The 22,385-nt window shown below is 72.2% G+C and carries 23 protein-coding genes; 6 read left to right on the top strand and 17 right to left on the bottom strand.

Annotated elements, in window-relative coordinates:
• Positions 1 to 261 precede the first annotated feature (261 nt).
• Together ABZY57_RS09775 and ABZY57_RS09770 are read left to right on the top strand one after the other, a co-directional pair.
• A complete protein-coding gene (locus ABZY57_RS09775; protein WP_356509947.1) occupies positions 262 to 1,533 on the top strand; it encodes an SAV2148 family HEPN domain-containing protein in 1,272 nt (423 codons plus the stop codon).
• A 116-nt stretch (positions 1,534 to 1,649) separates the two neighbouring features.
• Positions 1,650 to 2,369 (top strand): exonuclease domain-containing protein, encoded by a 720-nt coding sequence (locus tag ABZY57_RS09770; protein ID WP_356509988.1) that lies wholly within the window; start codon positions 1,650 to 1,652, stop codon positions 2,367 to 2,369.
• Positions 2,370 to 2,407: 38 nt separating this feature from the next.
• Here the strand turns inward: ABZY57_RS09770 and ABZY57_RS09765 are convergent, their stop codons facing one another.
• Positions 2,408 to 2,965 carry a TetR/AcrR family transcriptional regulator gene (locus ABZY57_RS09765; protein ID WP_356509945.1) on the bottom strand — a complete coding sequence of 186 codons (558 nt, stop codon included), beginning with the start codon at positions 2,963 to 2,965 and terminating at the stop codon, positions 2,408 to 2,410.
• 96 nt (positions 2,966 to 3,061) lie between these two features.
• On the opposite strand from ABZY57_RS09765, the gene ABZY57_RS09760 reads away from it, so the two are divergent.
• Positions 3,062 to 3,655 (top strand): DUF2867 domain-containing protein, encoded by a 594-nt coding sequence (locus ABZY57_RS09760; protein WP_356509943.1) that lies wholly within the window; start codon positions 3,062 to 3,064, stop codon positions 3,653 to 3,655.
• A 33-nt stretch (positions 3,656 to 3,688) separates the two neighbouring features.
• Here ABZY57_RS09760 and ABZY57_RS09755 read toward each other — a convergent pair whose 3' ends face one another.
• The gene (locus ABZY57_RS09755) at positions 3,689 to 4,555 is read right to left on the bottom strand and encodes an aminoglycoside phosphotransferase family protein (protein ID WP_356509941.1); all 867 of its coding nucleotides are present in this window, start codon (positions 4,553 to 4,555) and stop codon (positions 3,689 to 3,691) included.
• A 156-nt stretch (positions 4,556 to 4,711) separates the two neighbouring features.
• Between ABZY57_RS09755 and mgt the strand changes: the two genes are divergently transcribed.
• Complete coding sequence (gene mgt / locus ABZY57_RS09750; RefSeq protein ID WP_356509939.1) at positions 4,712 to 5,959, top strand: macrolide-inactivating glycosyltransferase; 1,248 nt, start codon at positions 4,712 to 4,714, stop codon at positions 5,957 to 5,959.
• Positions 5,956 to 6,546: a DUF1697 domain-containing protein gene (locus ABZY57_RS09745; protein WP_356509937.1), complete on the top strand. Its 591-nt coding sequence runs from the start codon at positions 5,956 to 5,958 to the stop codon at positions 6,544 to 6,546. The genes mgt and ABZY57_RS09745 overlap by 4 nt, the downstream gene beginning before the upstream one ends.
• A gap of 48 nt (positions 6,547 to 6,594) precedes the next feature.
• Here the strand turns inward: ABZY57_RS09745 and ABZY57_RS09740 are convergent, their stop codons facing one another.
• Positions 6,595 to 7,452: an aldo/keto reductase gene (locus tag ABZY57_RS09740; protein ID WP_356509935.1), complete on the bottom strand. Its 858-nt coding sequence runs from the start codon at positions 7,450 to 7,452 to the stop codon at positions 6,595 to 6,597.
• A gap of 45 nt (positions 7,453 to 7,497) precedes the next feature.
• Here ABZY57_RS09740 and ABZY57_RS09735 point away from each other — a divergent pair, with 45 nt between their 5' ends.
• The gene (locus tag ABZY57_RS09735; RefSeq protein ID WP_356509933.1) at positions 7,498 to 8,502 is read left to right on the top strand and encodes a 2-dehydropantoate 2-reductase N-terminal domain-containing protein; all 1,005 of its coding nucleotides are present in this window, start codon (positions 7,498 to 7,500) and stop codon (positions 8,500 to 8,502) included.
• A gap of 112 nt (positions 8,503 to 8,614) precedes the next feature.
• Here ABZY57_RS09735 and ABZY57_RS09730 read toward each other — a convergent pair whose 3' ends face one another.
• The 14 genes from ABZY57_RS09730 to ABZY57_RS09665 form a co-directional block, all read right to left on the bottom strand.
• The gene (locus tag ABZY57_RS09730; protein ID WP_356509931.1) at positions 8,615 to 9,391 is read right to left on the bottom strand and encodes a sirohydrochlorin chelatase; all 777 of its coding nucleotides are present in this window, start codon (positions 9,389 to 9,391) and stop codon (positions 8,615 to 8,617) included.
• A gap of 5 nt (positions 9,392 to 9,396) precedes the next feature.
• A complete protein-coding gene (locus ABZY57_RS09725) occupies positions 9,397 to 10,299 on the bottom strand; it encodes an ABC transporter permease (protein ID WP_356509930.1) in 903 nt (300 codons plus the stop codon).
• A complete protein-coding gene (locus tag ABZY57_RS09720) occupies positions 10,286 to 11,080 on the bottom strand; it encodes an ABC transporter ATP-binding protein (RefSeq protein WP_356509928.1) in 795 nt (264 codons plus the stop codon). Before ABZY57_RS09720 ends, ABZY57_RS09725 begins: the two co-directional genes overlap by 14 nt.
• Positions 11,081 to 11,112: 32 nt before the next feature.
• Positions 11,113 to 12,258, bottom strand: coding sequence for an aliphatic sulfonate ABC transporter substrate-binding protein (locus tag ABZY57_RS09715; RefSeq protein WP_356509926.1), 1,146 nt, complete (start codon positions 12,256 to 12,258; stop codon positions 11,113 to 11,115).
• Positions 12,259 to 12,472: 214 nt separating this feature from the next.
• Positions 12,473 to 13,822 (bottom strand): GTP-binding protein, encoded by a 1,350-nt coding sequence (locus tag ABZY57_RS09710; protein ID WP_356509924.1) that lies wholly within the window; start codon positions 13,820 to 13,822, stop codon positions 12,473 to 12,475.
• A 2-nt stretch (positions 13,823 to 13,824) separates the two neighbouring features.
• Positions 13,825 to 14,763, bottom strand: coding sequence for a sulfate adenylyltransferase subunit CysD (gene cysD, locus ABZY57_RS09705; protein WP_356509922.1), 939 nt, complete (start codon positions 14,761 to 14,763; stop codon positions 13,825 to 13,827).
• Positions 14,760 to 15,371 (bottom strand): adenylyl-sulfate kinase, encoded by a 612-nt coding sequence (gene cysC, locus ABZY57_RS09700; protein WP_356509920.1) that lies wholly within the window; start codon positions 15,369 to 15,371, stop codon positions 14,760 to 14,762. The genes cysD and cysC overlap by 4 nt, the downstream gene beginning before the upstream one ends.
• The gene (locus ABZY57_RS09695; RefSeq protein ID WP_356509918.1) at positions 15,371 to 16,099 is read right to left on the bottom strand and encodes a phosphoadenylyl-sulfate reductase; all 729 of its coding nucleotides are present in this window, start codon (positions 16,097 to 16,099) and stop codon (positions 15,371 to 15,373) included. Before ABZY57_RS09695 ends, cysC begins: the two co-directional genes overlap by 1 nt.
• The gene (locus ABZY57_RS09690; RefSeq protein ID WP_214956597.1) at positions 16,096 to 16,275 is read right to left on the bottom strand and encodes a DpnI domain-containing protein; all 180 of its coding nucleotides are present in this window, start codon (positions 16,273 to 16,275) and stop codon (positions 16,096 to 16,098) included. The genes ABZY57_RS09695 and ABZY57_RS09690 overlap by 4 nt, the downstream gene beginning before the upstream one ends.
• Positions 16,272 to 17,981 (bottom strand): nitrite/sulfite reductase, encoded by a 1,710-nt coding sequence (locus ABZY57_RS09685; protein WP_356509916.1) that lies wholly within the window; start codon positions 17,979 to 17,981, stop codon positions 16,272 to 16,274. Before ABZY57_RS09685 ends, ABZY57_RS09690 begins: the two co-directional genes overlap by 4 nt.
• Positions 17,982 to 18,189: 208 nt before the next feature.
• Positions 18,190 to 18,273, bottom strand: a complete 84-nt coding sequence (locus ABZY57_RS09680) for a putative leader peptide (protein WP_312847410.1) — start codon at positions 18,271 to 18,273, stop codon at positions 18,190 to 18,192.
• A 223-nt stretch (positions 18,274 to 18,496) separates the two neighbouring features.
• Positions 18,497 to 19,060 (bottom strand): GNAT family N-acetyltransferase, encoded by a 564-nt coding sequence (locus tag ABZY57_RS09675; protein WP_356509914.1) that lies wholly within the window; start codon positions 19,058 to 19,060, stop codon positions 18,497 to 18,499.
• Positions 19,061 to 19,065: 5 nt separating this feature from the next.
• Entirely contained in the window at positions 19,066 to 20,331 is a 1,266-nt protein-coding gene (locus ABZY57_RS09670) for a GAF domain-containing protein (RefSeq protein ID WP_356509985.1), read from the bottom strand.
• A gap of 394 nt (positions 20,332 to 20,725) precedes the next feature.
• Positions 20,726 to 22,381: an acyl-CoA dehydrogenase family protein gene (locus ABZY57_RS09665; RefSeq protein ID WP_356509912.1), complete on the bottom strand. Its 1,656-nt coding sequence runs from the start codon at positions 22,379 to 22,381 to the stop codon at positions 20,726 to 20,728.
• Positions 22,382 to 22,385 lie beyond the last annotated feature (4 nt).

The following is a 22,385-nucleotide window of genomic DNA, read 5'->3' as shown; positions in this document are numbered from 1 at the left end:
TCTTCCCCGAAAGAGAGCTTCCACGCGGGGACTTGCGAGGGTCCTACCGGGTGACCCGGAGAGCTGATAAGAGGGTCGCCGGACGATGGGGATGTCGGATGGTCACCAGAGCGGATAATGGGCCAACGGACGGACCGGGTACGGACCGTGGGCCCGCGCCCGGCCGCAGGGCCGCGGATCGGGCTGCAGGGGGCCGTACGCGCGGAGTACCCTTCCGTGATCACTGGAGACGGGCGTCCAGACGCAGGAGGCGGTGCACGGGTGAGCTCGGGAGGTCTGGAGCTGCCCCCTGGTGACAGCGGTCACGAGGGCGGCCCGGCGGACGCCGCGGGCGGTGCGGCCGGCGGGATTCCCGCCGGGGCCGTATCGCTGGCCCCGGCGGAAACCGGTGGGACCGGGAAGGCACAGGCGGGAGCCGGTGCCGAGCTGGACTGGGGCGCGGAGGCGTGGAGCGAGGTCCGGACCCGGGCCCAGCGCGCCGGCCGTGCGTACATCTGGCTGAACCTGATCGAGCAGCGGCTGCGGTCCGTGGTCGGGGCGGTCCTGCGGCCGGTGTACGAGCCCGTGCACGGCGGGGACGACTGGGTGGTGGCGGCCGCGGGCCCCGCCGGCCAGGAGTGGGTGCAGCGCGCGGTCGCCGTGCGTGAGGTCAGCCGCCGCAAGGGCTACCTGCTGGACTCCGCCGACGACAACGTGCTGAGCTTCCTCACCCTGCCGCAGCTGCGCGAGCTGATGGTCCAGCACTGGCCCTGCTTCGAGCCGTACTTCGACGACCGGCGCGAGATCGAGCAGGCGCTGGACGAGCTGGAGGTCACCCGCAACGTCGTCTCGCGCAACCGGGCCCTGTCGCGGGCGGTCCTGGAACAGGCCGAGCGGGCGTCGGCGCGGCTGCTGGAGGTACTGGGCGGCGGCGCGGGCTCGCCGGCCGCGGACCGGCTGCCCATCGACGCCGTCGAGGACCTGGTCGGAGACCGGTACGCGGACGTCATCTCCGTCCACCCGGACCGGGTGCGCCTGCAGCGCCAGCTCCCGGCGGAGGACCTCTTCGGCGGCGCGCGGCGGCTCGACGCCATCGGCATAGGGCTCAACCTGCTGGTCCAGAACTTCTCGGGCCGAAGACTCGTACGCCTCGCCGAGGCCGGCTGCCGGGTACGGCTGCTGTTCCTGAACCCGGCCAGCAGCGCGGTCAAGCGGCGCGAGCGGGAGCTGGGCCTGCGCAAGGGCGAGCTGAGCCGCTCGGTGGAGATGAACATCCTGCACGTGCGGCGGGTCCGGGCGGGACTGCGCGACGCCTCGGGCTTCGAGATCCACGTCTTCGACGAGACCCCGCGCTTCACCGCGTACCTGGTGGAGGGCGAGTCCTCGGGCATCGCGGTGGTCCAGTCGTACCTGCGCCGGGCCCGGGGCATGGAGGCGCCGGTCCTGGTCCTGCGGGGCGGCGGGCGGGCCGCACGGGATGCGGAGCACGGGCTGTTCCCGACGTACCGCGAGGAATTCGAGTCGATCTGGCAGGACTCCCGCCCCGTGTCGTGAGCGGCGCCGGCCGCCCCGGCTCCAGGGCTGTCAGTGGGCCGTGGCAGGCTGAAAGCCGTTGACGTAAAGGGACGGGTACGGGGGGGCACGCGGTGGGGGACTGGGCGGGGGACTGGATGGGGGACTGGCACGGCGGGCCGATGGTGGCCTTCGATCTGGAGACCACGGGGACCGACATCGAGTCCGACCGGATCGTGACGGCGGCCGTCGTGGCCGTCGGCCCGGACGGGCAGGTGGCGCGGGAGCGTACGTGGCTGGTGGACCCGGGCGTACCCATCCCGGAGCAGGCTTCGGCCATCCACGGCATCTCCACGGACCACGCCCGCTCGCGGGGGCTGGCGGCGGCTGCGGCGATCGAGGAGATCACCGGGGCGCTGGTGGAGGCGCTGAGCTCGGGGACCCCGCTGGTGGTGATGAACGCGCGGTACGACCTGACCCTGCTGGACCGCGAGTGCCGCCGCCACGGGATCCGTCCGCTCGGCGAGCGCTGGCCGGGGAAGTCCGCGCCGCCCGTCATCGACCCGCTGGTGCTGGACAAGCACGCGGACCGGTACCGCAAGGGCAGGCGGACCCTCCAGGCCCTCTGCGAGCACTACGGCGTGACCCTGGAGGCGGCGCACGACGCGGGCGCGGACGCGCTGGCGGCGGCCCGCGCCGCGCGGCGGATGGGGGCCGTGCACGCGGCGATAGGGACGGTCGCCCTGGCGGACCTGCACGAGCTCCAGATCCGCGCGGCGGCCGAGCAGGCGGCCTCGCTGCAGAGCTACCTGCGGCGCACCTCCGACCCCGAGGCGATAGTCGAGCGGGCCTGGCCCGTCGTGCCGTACCGGGTCTGACGCACTGACGCACTGACGCACTGACGCGGGACGGGGCTCTACCGCAGCAGCCAGTCGCGGGTCAGCTCCATGACCTCGGCGCGGCTGCGGCCCCCGTGGTCCGCGGCGATGAAATGGTCGCCGATCCGCAGGGAGTAGACGATCATGCAGCGGACCTCGACCTCGTCCTCGTCGGGGCAGAACGCGCCGAACAGCGAACGCAGGTAGTCCATGCGGCGGTTGTCCACGCGCCGCAGCCGCTCCGCGACGGACTCCTCGCGCCGGGCCCAGTCGCGGATCGCGAGCTCGGCCGCCACGCCCTGCGCCGGCCCGTCGGCGACCGAGACGATCGCGAACAGCCGCTTCAGCCTGGCCCTGGCGTCTCCGCCCGCGCCCTCGACCTGTTCGATCACGGTCTCGGCGGCCTCGCGCTCCCAGGTGTCGAGCATTTCGGTGAGCAGCGCGTCGCGGTTGCCGAAGTGCCCGTAGAACCCGCCCTTCGTGACGCCGAGGGCCTGTGCGAGCGATTCGATCCGGACCGCATCGGGGCCCCCGGCGGCCAGCGCCCGCAGGCCCTCTTCGATCCAGCCGCGCCGCGGCGTGCGGGTCGCTCCCACGATGTCCCTCCGTCCTGCACGCGCCCGATCTATACGGTGCCGTATAGATCGGGGTAGCCTTCTTCTATACGGCATCGTATAGATAGGGGCTTGCACATGAGACTCCCCAGAACCGCGCACACCGACCGCCCCTGGCGGATCCACGAGATCGCCGGCGACTTCCACGTCGAGGACGTGTGGGAGCTGCCGACGCCGGGCGGCCCCGACGACCTCGATCGGCTCGTGCGCCAGTTCGCGAGCGGCGGGGGAGACCCGGTCCCCACCGTCCTGGGCCGGGCCCTCTTCGCGATCCGCTGGAAGCTCGGGGCCCTGTTCGGCTGGGACGAGCCCGCCGACGGCGTCGGGGGCCGGGTGGCGACGCTGCGCGACCGGCTGCCGGCGGACCTGCGCGAGGGTCCCCGCGGGCCCGACTGCGGCTCGGTTCCGTTCAGCTCGGTCTACCAGACGCACGACGAGTGGGCGGCGGAGACGGCCAACCGGACCGTGCACGGAGTGATGCACATCAGCTGGGTCCCGGACGGGGCCGGCGGCTACCGCGGCCAGATGGCCGTCCTCGTCAAGCCCAACGGCCTGCTCGGCGCCGTCTACATGGCGGGCATCAAGCCCTTCCGGTACCTGGGGGTGTACCCGGCGCTGATTCGCGGCATCGGCCGCGAATGGCAGGCCGGTTCGGTCTCCGGCGCCGCCTGATCCGGCGCCGCCGCCCCTGGAAGGGGTGCCGGCCTAGAAGGGGTGCCAGCGGACTTCCGGGTCGCCCTCGCGCAGGGAGGCCACACGGCGGCGGAACTCGGCCAGGGCCTTCGGGTTCGCCGGGGCGTGCTGGGAGACCCAGGCGCAGCTGGCCGTCTCGCGGGCGCCGCGCAGGACCGCGCAGCCCTCCCAGTCGCGCACGTCCCAGCCGTAGGCCGCCGTGAACTCCTCGTACGACGCGCCGGGCAGCCCGTAGCGGTCGCGGGAGAGGGCCATCACCACCAGGTCGTGCTCGCGCAGGTCGGCGGAGACCGTCTCCAGGTCGACGAGTACCGGCCCGTCCGGCCCCACGTGGACGTTGCGGGGCAGCGCGTCGCCGTGGATCGGGCCCGGCGCGAGGTGCGGGGTGAGGGCGGCGACCTGGTCGGCGTACCCGTCGCGGCGGGCCCGCAGGTACGCCGCGTCCGCCGGATCGATCGCCGCGCCCGCCAGCCGCAGCCAGCGCTCGACCCCGCCCAGCAGGTCGCGCGGGGGCAGCGCGAAGGGCGGCGCGGGCAGGGCGTGGATCCGGCGCAGCAGTGCGGCGAGGTCCGCCGGGCCGGCCGGGCGGACCGCGTCGGGGAGCCGGTGCCACAACGTCACCGGATGCCCGTCGACCAGCCGGGGCTCCGGTTCGGCCGCGCGGACGGCGGGGACCCCGAGGTCCGCGAGCCAGGCCGCGACCGCGAGTTCCAGCTCGGCGCGGGGCAACAGTGCCGCCTCCCGGCCGACCTTGGCGACGAGGCCGTCGTCGAGAGCGAAGACGGCGTTCTCGCCGAGGGCCAGCAGCCGGGCCTCGGCCGTCCCCGCCCGTGCCAGGCCCGCCGCCGTCAGGGCTTCCCGGGCGCGCGCCTCGTCCATGCCGTCTCCGCTGTCCGTCCGATTCCCCGGTGTCCCGGGCGGCACCGGGGCGTACCCGGGTGCTCATGGCGGGACAAGTTTCGCATCCGGTCCGTCTTTCGAGATTCTCGGCTCCTTTAGGTTGCACGAGACGTCTCGTCTCGTTATGTTCTCCTCATGACCACGACCCCGAAGCCCGCCCACATCGCCATGTTCTCCATCGCCGCCGCAGGCCACGTGAACCCGAGCATCGAAGTGATCCGCGAACTGGTCGCCCGCGGCCACCGCGTCAGCTACGCCATCCCCGCCGCGTACGCCGACAAGATCGCCGAGACCGGCGCCACCCCGGTGGTCTGGAACTCCACCCTCCCCACCGAGGACGACCCCGAGGCGTGGGGCAGCGAACTCATCGACAACATCGAGCCCTTCCTCGCCGACGCCGTCCAGGCACTCCCGCAGCTCGCGGCCGCCTTCGAGGGCGACGAACCGGACCTCGTCCTCCACGACATCACCGCATACCCGGCCATGGTCCTCGCCCACCGCTGGGGCGTCCCCGCCGTCTCCCTCTCCCCGAACCTGGTCGCCTGGACCGGCTACGAGGAGGAGGTCGCCGAGCCGATGTTCGCCGAACTGCGCGCCTCCGAGCGCGGGAAGGCGTACTACGCCCGGTTCCGGGCCTGGCTCGACGAGAACGGCATCGAGGAGGACAGCGACCGGTTCGTCGGCCGCCCCCGCCGCAGCGTCGTCCTCATCCCGCGAGCCCTGCAGCCGCACGCCGATCGGGTCGACGAGGCCGTGTACACGTTCGTCGGCGCCTGCCAGGGCGACCGCAGCGCCACCCAGGGCACCTGGACGCGCCCGGCCACCGCCGCCGGGAAGAAGGTCCTCCTGGTCTCCCTCGGCTCCACCTTCACCAAGCAGCCGGCCTTCTACCGCGCCTGCGCGGAGGCCTTCGCGGACCTGCCCGACTGGCACGTGGTGCTCCAGATCGGCAAGTTCACCGACGAGGCCGAGCTCGGCGAGATCCCCGCCAACGTCGAAGTCCACCGCTGGGTGCCCCAGTTGGACATCCTGCGGCAGGCCGACGCCTTCATCACCCACGCCGGCGCCGGTGGCAGCCAGGAGGGCCTGGCCACCAGCACCCCGATGGTCGCCGTCCCCCAGGCCGTCGACCAGTTCGGCAACGCCGACATGCTGGCCGCCCTCGGCGTCGCCCGGCACGTCCCGATGGCCGGAGCCGACGCCGCGACCCTGCGCGAAGCCGTCCTCGCCCTGGTCGCCGACCCCGAGGTGGCCGCCCGCGCGGACCGGATCCGCCGCGAGATGGCGACCGAGGGCGGCACCCGGCAGGCCGCCGACCTGATCGAGGCCGAACTGCCCGCGTCACGGGCACTGTCAGGGGCGCGCCCTATCGTGCAGGCATGACGAAGACGACCAAGGCGACGAAGACGACGAAGACGACCAAGGCGAAGTACGCGGCGCTGCTCCGGGGCATCAATGTCGGCGGGAACAAGAAGGTCCCCATGGCCGAGCTGCGCCAGATCCTGGACGGCCTCGGCCACGAGGACGCCCAGACGTACCTGCAGAGCGGCAACGCCGTCTTCACCAGTACGACGGACAGGACCCCGGCCGCCCTCGCCCGCGACCTGGAGGACGCCATCGAAGCCCACTTCGGCTTCCGGGTCCCCTGCCTGGTGCTCGACGGCGCCTACCTGCGCGCCGTCGCCGACGCCTGCCCCTTCCCGGCCGCCGACCTCGAAGGCAAGCAGCTCCACGCCACCTTCTGCTCCGAGCAGCCCGCCGAGTCCCGATTCGCCTCGATCGACGCCCCCGCACACCTCCCGGAGGAATACCGCGTGGGCGACCGCGTCATCTACCTCTACGCCCCGAACGGCCTGGGCCGCTCCAAACTCGCCGAGGCCCTCGCGAAGCCGGCCGTGGTCAAGGGCCTGGACGTGACCACCCGCAACTGGAACACGGTCGCCAAGCTGGTGGAGCTCACGCGGGACTGACCCCGGACCGGGGCGCGGCGCGGGCACGGCGCCCTGGGCGGGGAGGGCTCACTGCGCCAGCGCGTCCAGCAGGGCCACCTCGCGCGGGGTCAGGTGGACCGTCGCCGCGTCCAGGTTCTCCGCCAGGTGGTCCGGGGAACCCGTCCCGGGAGTGGGGCAGAGGACGGGAGAGTGTTGGAGGAGCCAGGCCAGGGCGATCTGGCCGGTGGACGCGCCGTGTTCGGTGGCGACCGCCGTCAGCGCGGCGGCGCTCTCGCGGGTCAGGGCGCCGCTGCCCAGCGGGTAGTAGGGGAGGAAGGCGATGCCGCGGGCCTCGCACAGGGCGAGGAGCTCCGCGGAGGAGCGGTCCAGGAGGTTGTACGGGTTCTGGACCGAGGCCACCGGGACCAGCGTCAGAGCCTCCCTGAGCTGGTCCGCCGTCACCGTGTTCAGCCCGATGTGGCGGATCTTGCCCTCGGCCCGGAGCTCGGCCAGCGTGCCCAGTTGCTCCGCCGGCGGGACCGCCGGGTCGAAGCGGTGCAACTGGTAGAGGTCGATACGGTCCAGGCGGAGCCTGCGCAGACTCGCCTCGCACATGGAGCGCAGGTCCTTGGGGCGGCCCGCCGCGTGCCACTGGTCGGGGCCGGTGCGCACCACCCCGCCCTTGGTGGAGACCACCAGCCGCTCCCCGTACGGGTGGAGGGCCTCGGCGACCAGTTCCTCGGCCAGGTGGGGGCCGTAGTTGTCGGCGGTGTCGATCAGGGTGACCCCGCGTGCGACGGCGGTGCGCAGCAGCGCGAGTGACGCGGTGCGGGCGTCGCGCGGGCCCCAGTAGCCGGCGCCGACCAGGCCGCCCGTGCCGAGTCCGAGGCGGCGTACGGGCAGGTCCCCGCCGAGGGCGAACATCTCATCCACGTCAACAGACATGGCCCGACCGTAACCCAGGCCCGCGGATGTGCCAGGCTCGTGGGCATGCGTTACATCATCATCGGCGCCGGAGCGATCGGCGCGACCATCGGGGGACGGCTCGCGGAGTCGGGCAACCAGGTCGTCCTCGTCGCGCGCGGCCCCCACGCTGAGGCCCTGCGGACCAACGGGCTGCGGCTCACCACGGCGGACGGGGAGCGGGTACACCGGCTGCCCGTCGTCACGGGGCCGGCCGAACTGGGTGAACTGCGCCCGGACGACGTGCTGGTGCTGACCGTGAAGACCCAGGACGCACTCGCCGCGCTCGACGCGTGGGCCGACGCGGAGGTCGAGGGCGGCGGTACGGCCGCGCAGCGGCTGCCGGTGCTGTGCGCGCAGAACGGCGTGGAGAGCGAACGCCTCGCCCTACGGCGCTTCGCGCGCACGTACGGGGTCTGCGTATGGCTGCCGGCGACCTTCCTGGAGCCGGGAGTGGTCTCCGCGCTCTGCGCGCCGCTGACCGGGATCCTGCACCTGGGGAAGGCCGCCGGAGGCGCCGACGGGGCCGTCCGGCGGGTCGCGGCCGACCTGGAGAAGGCCGGTTTCGGGGCGCCGGTCGTCGAGGACGTGATGCGGTGGAAGTACGCGAAGCTGCTGGGCAATCTGGGCAACGCGATCCAGGCGACGACCGGCCCCGAGCCGGAGCCCGCGAAGGCGGCGCTGCTGCTGCGGGCCGTACGCGAGGCGAAGACCGCCTTCGCGGCGGCGGGGATCGACTGGGCCTCGGACGCCGAGCAGTCGGCGGCGCGCGACGGCAAGGTGGAGGCGCCGGCCGGAGTGGTGCGCGGCGGGTCGTCCTGGCAGAGCCTGGCGCGGGGGACGGGGTCGGTGGAGGCGGACTACCTCAACGGGGAGATCGTGCTGCTGGGGCGGCTGCACGGGGTGGCCACGCCGGTCAACGACACGCTGCGCCGCGCGGCGAACATCTTCGCGCGGGAGGGCTTGCCGCCCGGTGCGATGTCCGTCGGGGACCTGACGGCCCTGGCCGACGAGGCCGCCGCCCGGGCGTGAGCCGCCGCGCGGGGCGGAGTCCCCTACCCGCCCTTCGCCCGTTCCCCGGGCTCCGCCCGGACCCGGTCCTCGAACGCCGGACGGGCTGAAGGATGAACGCGCAGCCGGTGGGTCAGGCCGCCAGGGCCGGGATGCGGGACGCAGCCCGCAGGGCGCCGTCGAACCTGCGGAGCAGCAGGCGGGCCAGTTCCGGGGAGGGGCCGAGCACGGCGGAGACCACGTCGGCGCCCGCGGCTTCGGCGCCCGCCGCGATGCGGTCGGGGAGCCGGCCGGGGGCGATGACGTAGGGGGCCACCGCGATCCGGCGGACGCCCTCGGCGCGCAGCGCCCGTACGGCGTCCTCCGTCCGGGGGAGAGCAGCGGAGGCGAACGCAGGCCGCACGGCGCACCAACCGGTGTGCCGCCACTCCCGCGCGATTTCAGCGATCACTGCGATCGCCTCCGGGTCCGAGGAACCGGCGGACGCGAGCACCACACCGGTGGTGGCGCGGTCCGCCGGGGTGAGGCCGGCTTCCCACAGCCGGCGCTCCAGGGTCGCCAGCAGCAGCGGCGACGGGCCGAGCACATCCGCGATCCGGACCGAGAGGTCCGGCAGGTGGGACGTGGCGCCGGCGAGCACCGCCGGGATGTCGGACTTCGCGTGGAACGCCCGCGTCAGCAGGAGCGGGAGCGCCACGACCTCGCGTACGCCCGACAGGTAGAGCGAGGCCACCGCCTGGTCGACGGTCGGGGCGTCGAAGTCCAGGAAGGCGGTCTCCACACGCAGCCCCGGCCGCAGCGCCCGTACCCGCCGGGTGAGGGCGTGCACGGTCGCCGCGTGCCGCGGGTCACGGCTGCCGTGGGCTATGACCAGCAGGGCCGGGGAGTGCGTGGAGTGGTGCGCCGGCACGGTGATCAGCTCTTGACCAGCAGGCCGCGGGTGCGCAGCACCCACCGCTCGACCGGGCTGAAGATCAGCAGGTCGATCGCGATGCCGACGACCAGGATCAGGATGATCGCGAGGAACACTCCCGGCAGGTCGATGTTGTTGCGGCCGTTCTCGAGGAGCTGGCCCAGGCCCAGGCCCAGGTCCGGGGAGCTGGCGATGATCTCGGCGGCCATCAGGGAGCGCCAGGAGAAGGCCCAGCCCTGCTTGAGGCCGGCCAGGTAGCCGGGCAGCGCGGCCGGCATGACCACGTGCCGGGCGCCGCGCAGGCCGGTGGCGCCCAGGGTGCGGCCGGCCCGCAGGAACAGCGGCGGGATCTGGTCGATGCCGGAGACGAGGCCGTTGGCGATCGACGGGACGGCGCCGAGCAGGATGACCGTGTACATCATCGCGTCGTTGAGACCGAACCAGAGCACGGCCGGCGGCACCCAGGCGACCGAGGGCAGCGACTGCAGACCCTGCAGGATCGGGCCGATCGCGGCACGGACGAACTTCACCCGGGCGACGAGCAGACCGAGCGGGGTGCCGATGGCCAGGGCCAGCAGGAAGCCGAGCAGACCGCGCGAGACGCTGGTCCAGATGACCTCGAGCAGGGTGCCCTTCATCCACATGTCGGACAGGCTGTCCCAGACGGAGGACAGGGCAGGGAGCTTGGTCTCGTCGGTGATCTTCGCTGCGACCAGGATCTGCCAGACGAGGAGGACCAGGCCCACGGCGATGACCGGCGGCAGGACCTTCTTGACGAGGACTTCGCGGACCGGGGTGCGGTGGGTCTGGACGGCGTCGAGCGCGTCGAGACCCGCCTCCAGTCCGGCGAGGTCTTCGGCCTTGGCCTTGGACTGGGCCCCGGCAGTGGTGTCAGTGCTGGCCATGGCGGCGGATCTCCCCACGCAGGTGTTCAGTGATCTCAAGGGACAGTTCCGCGACGTCCGCGTCCTCGATGCGACGCGGCTGCGGGATGCCCACGGTCCACTCCTTCGCGATCCGGCCGGGGCGCGAGGACAGCAGGACCACACGCTGCGCGAGGCGTACGGCCTCGCGGACGTTGTGCGTGACGAACAGGACGGACAGGTTCGTCTCTTCCCAGATGCGGGTGAGTTCGCCGTGCAGCACGTCGCGGGTGATGGCGTCGAGCGCCGCGAACGGCTCGTCCATCAGCAGCAGCTGGCTGTCCTGGGCGAGCGCGCGGGCCAGGGCCACGCGCTGGCGCATGCCGCCGGACAGCTCGTGGACCCGCTTGCCGTACGAGCCGCCGAGCCGGACCAGCTCCAGCAGCCGCTCGGCCTCCGGCTTGCGGTCGGCCTTGGCCACCCCGCGCAGGCGCAGGGCGAGTTCGATGTTCTTGCCCGCGGTCAGCCACGGGAACAGGGCGTGCTCCTGGAACATGAGCGACGGACGGCCGCCGGGGGTCTCGATGGAACCCGCGGTCGGCTTGTCCAGACCCGCGACCAGGTTGAGCAGGGTGGACTTTCCACACCCCGAGGCACCCAGGATGGTGACGAACTCGCCGGGAGCGACATCGAGGCTGATGTCGTCCAGGACGAGCTGCGATCCAGCCGGGCCGGAGAAAGACTTCGAGACGTGCTCGATGCGTGCGGCGTGCGTGTGCTCCGCTACGGCGCCTTCGGCAGCCTTGGCAAGCATGGTGGCCATGGTCGTCACCTCCTGGGTTGCTGGATTACGGGTTACTTGGTGGCGCCGAGGCCGGCGTCGGAGACCTCGGGCTTGCCGGCGGTCTTGAGGACCTTGTTCAGCAGGGTGAGGTCGTAGATGCCGTTGAGGTCGGGCTGCTGGATGAGCTTGGCCTTGACGGCCCATTCGGACTGGGTCTTCAGCGTCGCTGCGAGGGGGTCGTCGGTGATGAGGATGCTGGGCCATGCCGGGTCGATGACCTTGGCGTCGAGGGGCTTGCCGCTTTCGGCGGCGAGCTTCGCGTTCGCGGAGGCCTTGGCCTTGTCGGGGTTGGCGTTGATCCACTCGTTGGTCTTGACGGTGCCCTTGAGGACGGCCTCGACGACGTCGGGGTGCTCCTTGAGGAACTTCTGGGACACGATGATGTTCGTGATCACGAACTTCTTGTCGGGCCAGAGGGCGGTTTCGTCGAGGAGGACGGCGGCGCCGTCGGAGACGAGCTTGGAGGCCGTGGGTTCGGGTACCCAGGCGCCGTCGATGGAGCCCTGCTTGAAGGCGTCGGGGGTGACCTTGTTGTCGGTGCGGACGACGGAGACGTCGCCCTTGCCGGACTCGGGGTCGACCTTCCAGCCCTTTTCGGCGATCCAGTTGAGGAAGGCGACGTCCTGGGTGTTCCCCTTCTGGGGGGTGGCGATCTTCTTGCCCTTGAGGTCGTCCAGGGTCTTGATCTTGGCGGGGTTGACGACCAGTTTGACGCCGCCGGAGGCGGAGCCGGAGATGATCCGCAGGTTGGATCCCTTGGACTTGACGTAGGCGTTGATCGACGGGGAGGGGCCGATGAAGCCGATGTCGAGAGAGCCGCCGTTGAGGGCTTCGATCTCGGAGGGGCCGGCGTTGAAGGACTGCGGCTTGATCGTGGTGGCGCCGAGTTCCTTGGCGATCAGGCCTTCCTGGAGACCGACCAGCGCGGTGGCGTGGGTCAGGTTCGGGAAGTAGCCGATGCGGACCTCGGAGGCCGACAGCTTCGTGCCGGCGTCGGCGGCGGTGTTCGCCTTCGGAGCGTCGTCCTTCTCGGCCTCGGAGCCGTAGCCGCACGAGGCGAGGGCGCCTACCAGGAGCGGCAGGGCGGCAGCGGCGGCGATGCCGCGGCGCAGGCCGTGACGGGAAAGTGCGGAGCGCGGGGTACCGGTGGCAGGCACGGGAGGACTTCCTCTCGAAGCGCCGTGAGGTTACGACGCAGGTCTTCGTCTGTGGAGCGGGGGCAGGTACGGCTCGTGGGGGGCGTGGGCGCGCATGCGGTGCGCGTACGTCATCACGCACATCGCCCCACACCTCCCTGGCCGCTGCCGAGGGAGCCGCTGCCTACGCGGCCGCCCTCTTTCGCGAAGGTGGAGTAGATATCGGCACGCATGATCAGAAGTCCCACCCTTCCTCGTCGGCCTGAACGGTGGTCGCGGCCTTGGAGGCGAAGGATTCGCCGACCATGCCGGCCGCCAGGGTCGTGCCGTCCGCCGGGTCGATCAGCAGGAAGGATCCGGTGCGGCGCGAGTCGGCGTACGCGTCGAGCGCGAGCGGCTCGGCGGTACGGACGACGACGCGGCCGATGTCGTTGGCCACGAGCTGCCCGGGGTTCGGGTGCTGGGACAGGTCGTCCAGGGTCAGCCGCGAGGGGATCTCCTTGACGATCGCCTTCACCGTGCGCGTGGTGTGCTTGATCAGCACCCGGGCGCCCACGGCGAGGGGCTGGTCCGCCACGTGGCAGACCGTCGCCACGACGTCCTGCGTGGTGGCGGGCGAGCTCGACGACGGCGCGATCAGGTCGCCGCGCGAGATGTCGATGTCGTCCCTCAGACGCAGGGTCACCGACTGCGGTGCCCACGCGATGTCGACGCTCTCGCCGAGCGCGTCGATGCCCTCGATGACCGAGGTGCGGCCCGACGGCAGGACGGTGACGGCCTCGCCGACGCGCAGCACGCCGGAGGCGATCTGGCCGGCGTAGCCCCGGTAGTCGGGGTGCTCGGCGGTCTGCGGACGGATCACGTACTGCACCGGGAAACGCGCCGGGCAGGCGGTGAGGTCGTGGCTGACCGGGACGGTCTCCAGGTGCTCCAGCACCGTGGGGCCGCCGTACCAGTCCATGTGCGCGGAGGGCTCCACCACGTTGTCGCCGGCCAGGGCCGAGATCGGGATCGCGGTGATCTCCGGGACGCCCAGGCCCGTGGCGTACGCGGTGAACTCCTCGGCGATCTTCGCGAAGACGGACTCCTCGTAGCCGACGAGGTCCATCTTGTTGACGGCCAGGACCACGTGGGGGACCCGCAGCAGGGCGGCGACCGCGGCGTGCCGGCGGGTCTGCTCGATCACGCCGTTGCGGGCGTCGACCAGCACGACGGCGAGGTCGGCGGTGGAGGCGCCGGTGACCATGTTGCGGGTGTACTGCACGTGCCCGGGGGTGTCGGCGAGGATGAACCGGCGGCGGGCGGTGGCGAAGTAGCGGTAGGCCACGTCGATGGTGATGCCCTGCTCCCGCTCGGCCCGCAGGCCGTCGGTCAGCAGCGCGAGGTCCGGGGCGTCCTGCCCACGGTCGGCGGAAACCCGCTCCACGGCCTCCAGCTGGTCGGTGAGGACCGACTTGGAGTCGTGCAGGAGACGGCCGACCAGGGTGGACTTGCCGTCGTCGACGGAACCCGCGGTCGCGAAGCGCAGCAGCGTGGTCGCCGCGAGGTCGTCGAGCCCGGCGACCTGATCGGTGGTGGAGGTCATGGTTAGAAGTACCCTTCGCGCTTGCGGTCTTCCATCGCGGCCTCGGACAGCTTGTCGTCGGCGCGGGTCGCGCCCCGCTCGGTGAGCCGGGAGGCGGCGATTTCGGTGATCACGGCGTCGAGCGTGGTGGCGTCGGAGTCGACGGCACCGGTGCAGGACATGTCACCGACGGTGCGGTAGCGGATCAGGCGGGTCTCGGTGGTCTCGCCGTCCTTGGCGCCGCCCCATTCGCCGGCCGTCAGCCACATGCCGTTGCGCTGGAAGACCTCGCGCTCGTGGGCGAAGTAGATCTCCGGCAGTTCGATCTTCTCGCGGGCGATGTACTGCCACACGTCCAGCTCGGTCCAGTTGGACAGCGGGAAGACGCGCACGTGCTCGCCCGGCGCGTGGCGGCCGTTGTAGAGCTGCCACAGCTCGGGGCGCTGGCGGCGCGGGTCCCACTGGGAGAACTCGTCGCGCAGGGAGAAGACGCGCTCCTTGGCGCGGGCCTTCTCCTCGTCGCGGCGGCCGCCGCCGAAGACGGCGTCGAACTTGCGGCTCTGGATCGCCTCGGTCAGCGGGACGGTCTGCAGCGGGTTGCGGACGCCGTCGGGGCGCTCGCGGAGCTTGCCGGCGTCGATGTACTCCTGGACGGAGGCCACGTGCAGGCGCAGGCCGTGCTTGGCGACCGCACGGTCGCGGTAGTCCAGGACCTCGGGGAAGTTGTGCCCGGTGTCCACGTGGAGCAGGGTGAACGGCACCGGCGCCGGCGCGAACGCCTTCAGCGCCAGGTGCAGCATGACGATCGAGTCCTTGCCGCCGGAGAAGAGCACCACCGGCTTCTCGAACTCGCCCGCCACCTCACGGAAGATGTGCACGGCCTCCGATTCGAGGGCGTCGAGGTGCGACAGCGCGTAGGGCGCGTCCGTCCCTTCGTGGACGTGTGCGACGGTGGCGGTCATGCCAGACCCCTCTCGGTGAGCAGCGCGTGCAGGGCCGAAGCCGACTCCTGTACGGACTGCGTGTGCGACTCGATACGGAGGTCCGGGGACTCCGGGGCCTCGTACGGGTCGTCGACCCCGGTCAGACCGGAGATCTCGCCCGCCGCCTGCTTGGCGTACAGGCCCTTCACGTCACGCTCGGAGCAGACCTCGACCGGGGTGGCCACGTGGACCTCCAGGTACGAGGTGCCCTCGGCGGCGTGCCGCTTGCGGACGGCCTCACGGCTGTCCGCGAACGGCGCGATCACCGGGACGAGCGCCTTGACGCCGTTGGACGCCAGGAGTTCGGCGACGAAGCCGATCCGCTGCACGTTGGTGTGCCGGTCCTCGCGGCTGAAGCCGAGACCGGCGGAGAGGAACTCGCGGATCTCGTCGCCGTCGAGGACCTCCACACGGTGGCCCTCGGTGCGCAGCCGCTCGGCCAGCGCATAGGCGATGGTGGTCTTGCCCGCGCTCGGCAGCCCGGTCAGCCACACGGTGGCGCCCTGGTCGCTCACGCTCATCTGGTTCGTCTCCGTCGGTTCTGTACGTGCGTCGGTCTCGCTGGTTGCCCTGCTGGTGGTCGTCATCAGCCGTGCAGTCCGCACTCGGTCTTGCCGCGCCCGGCCCAGCGGCCGGCGCGGGCGTCCTCGCCCGCCGCCACCCGGCGGGTGCAGGGGGCACAGCCTACGGAGGCGTAACCGTCCATCAGCAGCGGGTTGGTGAGCACACCGTGCTCCAGGACGTACGCGTCCACGTCGTCCTGGGTCCAGCGGGCGATCGGCGAGACCTTGACCTTCTGCCGCTTCTCGTCCCAGCCGACGACCGGGGTGTTCGCCCGGGTCGGGGACTCGTCGCGGCGCAGGCCCGTCGCCCACGCGTCGTACGCGGTCAGGCCCTCTTCGAGCGGCTTGACCTTGCGCAGTGCGCAGCACAGGTCGGGGTCGCGGTCGTGCAGTCTGGGGCCGTACTCGGCGTCCTGCTCGGCGACGCTCTGGCGCGGGGTGAGCGTGATGACGTGGACGTCCATCACGGCCTCGACCGCGTCACGGGTGCCGATGGTCTCCTCGAAGTGGTAGCCCGTGTCGAGGAAGACCACGTCCACGCCGGGGAAGGCGCGGGAGGCGAGGTGGGCGACGACCGCGTCCTCCATGGAGGAGGTCACGGCGAACTTCCTGCCGAAGGTCTCGGCCGCCCAGGTGAGGATCTCCAGCGGACTGGCGTCCTCGAGGTCCCGGCCCGCCTGCTCGGCCAGCGCCTTGAGGTCGGCGGTCTTGAACTCGCCCGCCTTGAGATCTGCGTCCTGAATCGTGGTCATATCTCGTCCCCTCCAGCGTCATTGGACTGAACACCCCGGGCCAGCAGCCCGAGGTACTTCAGCTGGAAGGCTCGATTGCAGGCCCTGCATTCCCAGGCGCCGTGACCTGTTTCGTTCGGGAACAGGTCCTCGTCGCCGCAGTACGGGCAGTAGAACGGTGCGGCGCGCTCGCTCACGACAGATCCTCGTCCTTGGCGCGGGTGACCCAGGAGGCGAAGCGCTCGCCGTCCTCGCGCTGCTTCTCGAAGCGCGAGACGACCCGCTCGACGTAGTCCGGCAGACCGGCCGAGGTGACCTTGAGGCCGCGGACCTTGCGGCCGAACCCGGCCTCCAGTCCGAGTGCGCCGCCCAGGTGGACCTGGTAGCCCTCGACCTGGTTGCCCTCGTCGTCCAGGACCAGCTGGCCCTTGAGACCGATGTCCGCCACCTGGATGCGGGCGCAGGCGTTCGGGCAGCCGTTGATGTTGATGGTGAGCGGCTCGGCGAACTCCGGCAGGCGGCGCTCCAGTTCGTCGATCAGCGAGGCGCCGCGCGCCTTCGTCTCGACGATGGCCAGCTTGCAGAACTCGATGCCGGTGCAGGCCATCGTGCCGCGTCGGAACGGGGACGGGTTGACCCGCAGGTCCAGCGCCTCCAGGGCCGCGACGACCGAGTCGACCTGGCCCGCCTCGATGTCGAGCACGATCATTTTCTGCTCGGCGGTGGTGCGCAGCCGGCCGGAACCGTGCTGCTCGGCGACGGCGGCGATCTTCGTCAGGGTGGCGCCGTCGACACGGCCCACGCGGGGCGCGAAGCCGACGTAGAACTTGCCGTCCTGCTGCTGGTGCACGCCGACGTGGTCGCGCCACTGGCCGCTGGGCTGCTCGGGCGCGGGGCCGTCGGTCAGCTTGCGCTTCAAGTACTCGTCCTCCAGGACCTGGCGGAACTTGGCCGGGCCCCAGTCGGCGACGAGGAACTTCAGGCGGGCGCGGGTGCGCAGCCGGCGGTAGCCGTAGTCGCGGAAGATCGAGATGACGCCCTCGTAGACGTCCGGGACCTCGTCGAGCGAGACCCAGGTGCCCAGGCGCACGCCCAGCTTCGGGTTGGTGGAGAGGCCGCCGCCGACCCAGACGTCGAAGCCGGGGCCGTGCTCGGGGTGGTTCACGCCCACGAAGGCGATGTCGTTGATCTCGTGCGCCACGTCGAGCAGCGGCGAGCCGGAGATCGCGGACTTGAACTTGCGGGGCAGGTTCGAGAAGGCGGGGTTGCCCACGATGCGGGCGTAGATCTCATCGATGGCGGGGGTGCCGTCGATGATCTCGTCCAGCGCGATGCCGGCGACGGGCGAGCCCAGGATCACGCGGGGGGTGTCACCGCAGGCCTCGGTGGTCGAGAGGCCGACGGCCTCCAGACGGCGCCAGATCTCCGGGACGTCCTCGATGCGGATCCAGTGGTACTGCACGTTCTGCCGGTCCGTGAGGTCGGCGGTGCCGCGGGCGAACTCCTCGGAGATCTCGCCGATGACGCGCAGCTGCTCAGTGGTCAGCCGGCCGCCGTCGATGCGGACGCGCAGCATGAAGTACTTGTCGTCCAGCTCCTCCGGCTCCAGGATTGCGGTCTTGCCGCCGTCGATCCCGGGCTTGCGCTGGGTGTAGAGGCCCCACCAGCGCATACGGCCGCGCAGGTCGTTGGGGTCGATCGAGTCGAAGCCCGCCTTGGAGTAGATGTTCTCGATGCGCGCCCGCACATTGAGACCGTCGTCGTCCTTCTTGAACTGCTCGTTGCCGTTGAGGGGCGTGTGGTGTCCGACGGCCCACTGGCCCTCACCGCGGTGACGGCCGGTCTTGCGGCGCGCGGCGGCGGCGGGTGCGGCGGCTGCGGTCGTATCGGGGGTGGCGGCCATGGCGGTACGTCCTTCTTCGGCGGCTCGAGGCAGGGGCAGGGGGAGCGGCGGCGTGACCCCTGGCGCGCGTGGAGCGGATGTGGCTGTTTCGTCGCCCTTTTGGGGCGACGACCGGCCTACAGGGGACTGCGGTGTGGGCTGACGGCGGGCGGTGTGTTCGCGTCCGCGGCGACGTCGGTGCGGGGCGCTGTCGCGGCGGTGCTGTGCGTCAGCGCGCCGGACAGATGGCGCTGGACATGCGGCCGAGGTCGACGTGCCGCCGACTCACCAAGGCAATTCCAGCTCCGTTCATGGGGGGAAGCGTGGCATGTGGCGATTGGAGGAGTCCACTACTGTCCACTATCCGGACGAACTCGTCTCGCATCGCAAGATCCCCGTGACGGGAGTCACCTCAGGAGCCCCTTTGGGGGGCGGCAGCCACAGGCCCGTGTGCGGCGCGGCTTCCCGGGGCGGAGCCCGCGGAAGGGGGGAAGGGCAGGTAGGGGGCGGCCCGGCAGGGCCGGCCCCCGCTGCGGCTACGCGCCGGGCCAGGGGCCGGGGGTCGGAGCGGACTCCTTCTCCTCCGTCTCCTCCTTGAAGACCTTGAAGCCCCGCCGGAGGTAGTTCGCCATGGCGGTTGGGCCGTCGTCGCTGCACGTGTGCAGCCAGACGCGCCGCGTCGGGGCCAGGTCCGGCCACCGCTCGGCCAGGGACCAGGCCCGCTCGATGCCCACGGTCAGCAGGTGACCGCCGATGCGCCGCCCCCGGAAGGCGGGGAGGAGGCCGAAGTACATGATCTCCACCACACCGTCGGGCTGCGGATCGAGTTCCACGTACCCCGCCGGGGTGCCCCGGTCGTACGCCACCCACGTCTCCACGCCCGGACGGTCCAGCTGCTCCACCCACTGCGCGCGGGTCAGCGCCAGCCGGTCCGTCCAGTGGATGTCGCCGCCCACCGAGGCGTAGAGGAACCGGCTGAACTCCGGAGAGGGGACCTCCGACCGGACGATCCGGATCTCCGGACCCGGGACGGCCGCCGGGACGAGGTCGGTCGGTGCGTTCATTTCCAGGGACCAGGTGGTCAGTGTGCTCGTACTCATGGACGTCAGGGAATCACGCCGGTCCGCGCCGGGCCCAGCCGGGCGCTGATGACCGCCGGCGCCGTGGAGTGCGGCAGCAGCGCGGCCGGGTTCTCGGGGCGGATCAGCTCCACCTCCACGTCGTGCGCGAAGCGGTACGGGCGGTGGGCGAGTACGCCGCCGAGGTTGCGCCGCACCCGGGAGATCTCCGCGCGGACCGTCACCGTGCGCGTGGGGTCCCCGAACAGCTCCTGCGAGAGTTCCGCCGCCGTGCGCCCCTTGGGGGACTCCGCCAGCAGGAACAGCAGCTCCGCGTGGCGCGGGCTCAGCTCCTGCGACCAGCTCCCCGCCGCCCCGTACACGGTGGTCCGCCAGGCCCCCGGGCGGCTGAGGTCGAGGACGACGCGGGCGGCCGCCCCGGCGCCCGTACGGGCCTCCGTGACGTTCACCAGCCAGCCGCCCGGCAGGGGCTCCACCAGGCAGTCGCCGAGCTGCGGCACCCACACCCGACCGGGTCCGAAGGACTTGGGCAACGGGATCCGGTCGACCGGCGCGAGCCCCGTGACGGCCGCCGTCCACCCGTTGCCGTCCACGGCCAGTGCCCGCCCCGCCACCCGGGCCAGCAGCGGGGCCGCCACCGACCGCAGCCGTTCCAGCGACTCCAGGTGCCGTACGCGCAGCTCCCGCTCCGCGAGCCGGGCCACCGAGCTCACCCACGCCAGGGTCGCCGGGTGCATGGTGGCCAGCGGCCCGCTGACGTCGAGGACCCCGAGCAGCGAGCCGTCGCGCGGGTCCCGTACGGGGGCTCCGGCGCAGGTCCAGTCGTGGTGGCTGGACACGAAGTGCTCCGCCGAGAACACCTGCACCGGTCTGCGGGCCACCAGGGCGGTGCCGACCCCGTTGGTGCCGACCACCGACTCGTCCCAGTGGGCGCCCACCCCGAAGCCGAGCCGGTCCGCGTTGCGCAGGATCGAGGAGTGGCCCTCCCGCCACAGCAGCCGCCCGTCCGCGTCGGCGACGACCATGATGTGCAGGGCCTCGTCCAGCGAGGGCAGCAGCCCTTCGCGCAGGACGGGCAGCAGGTCCCGGAGCGGAGAGGTCTGGCGCCGCTCCTCGGTCTCGGCGACCGACAGCATCCGCGACCGGCTGTCGCGGTCCGGGTGGACCCCGCCCGCCATCATCCGGCGCCATGACTCGGCGATCTCCGGGCGCGGCGCGGCCGGCGGCCGGTCCCCGGCCAGCGCGGCCGCCCGTACCCCCTTGAGCAGACGCGCGGCCTCCCGCGCGTCCATGGCCGAGATGCGTGCCGCATCGACCGCGCTGCCTGTGGTGTGGGCCACCTGAACCTCCCCGTGCGGAACAGACGTACGACGGCTTCCGCCCGGTGGGCCGTCCGGTGCGCGCCCCGTCACGGGGTGGACCGGCACGGCCCCGAGGGCGGTGCCGAGTCAAAGGTTGCAACGTCTTGCAACTCTGGCCAAGTCCCGGTCGGCCGATCGAAACTGTACGGACGTCGCCGAGCGACGTGACAGCTCCTTCCTCGGGGCTTCTCGGATCAGGGGTGGTGCCGAGTCGGCGCGGCGCCATCCCTGTTCGAGGTCAACGGGCCCGGATGTCGGCCGGGCGGTTCTGTTCGGAAGGTTGGGGCCTTCCGTCAGGCGGCGAGCGGAGGGTTGGGGCCCTCTCTCAGCCCGCGATCCGGGCCCGTTCCACCACGGATCCCAGATCCAGCGTGTGCGGCAGCGTGCCGAAGGCCGCGCCCCAGTCCCCGCCCAGGCGCGAGGCGCAGAAGGCGTCCGCGACCTCCGGCGGTGCCCAGCGCACCAGCAGGGATCCCTGCAACACCAAGGCCATCCGCTCCACGACCCGCCGGGCCCGCGCCTCGATGCCCTCCAGGTCCGCGAGCTCGGTCAGCAGGTTCTTGATGGCCGAATCCAGCCGGTGGTCGGCGCCGCGGGCCAGGCCGACCTCCTGGAGGAAGGCGTTCAGCGCCTGCGGCTCGCGCTGCAGGGCGCGCAGTACGTCGAGGGCCTGGACGTTGCCCGAGCCCTCCCAGATGGAGTTCAGCGGGGACTCGCGCAGCAGCCGGGGCATCCCGGACTCCTCGACGTAGCCGTTTCCGCCCAGACACTCCAGTGCCTCCGCCACCATCGGCGTACAGCGCTTGGTCACCCAGTACTTCGCGGCGGGCACCGCGATGCGCAGGAAGGCCCGCTCCTGCTCGTTGCCCGAACTCTGGACGGCGTCGTACGCGGCCGCGAGGCGGAGCGTGAGGGTGGTGGCCGCCTCCGACTCCAGGGCGAGGTCGGCGAGCACGTTGCGCATCAGGGGCTGGTCGATGAGCGGTGCTCCGAAAGCAGAGCGGTGCTCCGCATGGTGAGCGGCCTGCGTCAGGGCGCTGCGCATCAGCGAGGCCGAACCGATGACGCAGTCCAGCCGGGTCGCCGCGACCATCTCGATGATGGTCCGCACCCCCCGGCCCTCCTCGCCCACCCGCCGCGCCCACGTCCCGTCGAACTCCACCTCGCTCGACGCGTTCGACCGGTTGCCCAGCTTGTCCTTCAGCCGCTGGATCGCGAAGACGTTGCGCGTCCCGTCCGGCAGCACGCGCGGCACCAGGAAACAGGTCAGCCCGCCCGGTGCCTGCGCCAGGACCAGGAACCCGTCGCACATCGGGGCCGAACAGAACCACTTGTGCCCCGTCAGCAGGTACTCGCCCGAGGCGTCCAGCGGGACGGCCGCCGTCGTGTTCGCCCGGACGTCGCTGCCGCCCTGCTTCTCCGTCATGCCCATCCCGAAGAGCACTCCGGCCTTCTGCCCGGCCGGCCGCAGGCCCTCCTCGTACACGTGCGAGGTCAGCCGCGGCTCCCACACGGCCGCCAGCTCCGGATCGGTCCGCAGCGCCGGTACCGCCGCGTGCGTCATCGAGACCGGGCAGCCGTGCCCCGCCTCCGCCTGGGACCACACGAAGAAACCGGCCGCCCGCCGCAGGTGGCCCGCCGGCCGCCCCCACGCGTCGGTCAGCCCGGCGCCCACGGCCTGCCCGAGCAGCCGGTGCCAGGAGGGATGGAACTCCACCTCGTCGATCCGGTTGCCGTACCGGTCGTGCGTCCGCAGCTTCGGCGGGTTCTCGTTCGCCTGCGCCCCCCAGTCCTGCGCCTGCCGGGACCCCGCAGCGCGCCCGAGGCCGGTGAGCTCTTCCCTTACCTCCGCGGCGAGTTCGGGCGCGGCGTCCGCGAGGTGCCGCTCGACCCCCTCGCTCAGGGCCCGGTCGCTGCCGTAGACGTCGTGGCCCACGAGGGGCGGTGCCTGATTGGTGACTGTGTGGGTGGTGGCTGCCATGCCG

Origin of the sequence: Streptomyces sp. NPDC006450 (genome assembly GCF_040612195.1) — a bacterium.
Classification (GTDB): domain Bacteria; phylum Actinomycetota; class Actinomycetes; order Streptomycetales; family Streptomycetaceae; genus Streptomyces.
The sequence above is the reverse complement of the archived record's forward strand: the minus strand, read 5'-3'. Positions and strand labels throughout refer to the sequence as shown.